At 63.5% G+C, this 277-nt stretch carries 1 protein-coding gene; it reads right to left on the bottom strand.

The window, feature by feature from the left end; all coding sequences use genetic code 11:
* Positions 1 to 13 precede the first annotated feature (13 nt).
* On the bottom strand, positions 14 to 277 hold a 264-nt coding region (locus tag XcuCFBP2542_RS19220), incomplete at its 5' end, for a transposase (protein ID WP_146090403.1).

Here is a 277-nt window from a genome sequence, read left to right as displayed (position 1 = left end):
GGGTCTTCGCGGATCACTGTGGGTGCAATCGAGCATTTTCGGGTAGCGCGGGCAGGAAGCTGGCGATGATCTTGAGCCTCAGGAACTCCTCGTCGCGATAGCCGTAGGCGCTGCGCTGGATGACCCGGATCTTGTTGTTGAGCCCTTCCACCAGGCCGAGGCTGACCTTGTTCTCCGGCCTGCAGTACGCCGCGATGCCGTCCCAGTGCCGCTCGATCATCCCCACGAACGTCTGGTAGGGCGCAAGCCGCTGCCAGCGCAGACTCTGCTTCCAGCG

This window comes from Xanthomonas cucurbitae (genome assembly GCF_002939885.1).
In the GTDB taxonomy this organism is placed as follows: domain Bacteria; phylum Pseudomonadota; class Gammaproteobacteria; order Xanthomonadales; family Xanthomonadaceae; genus Xanthomonas; species Xanthomonas cucurbitae.
Note: the sequence above shows the minus strand (reverse complement) of the source record. Positions and strands in the feature narration are given on the sequence as shown.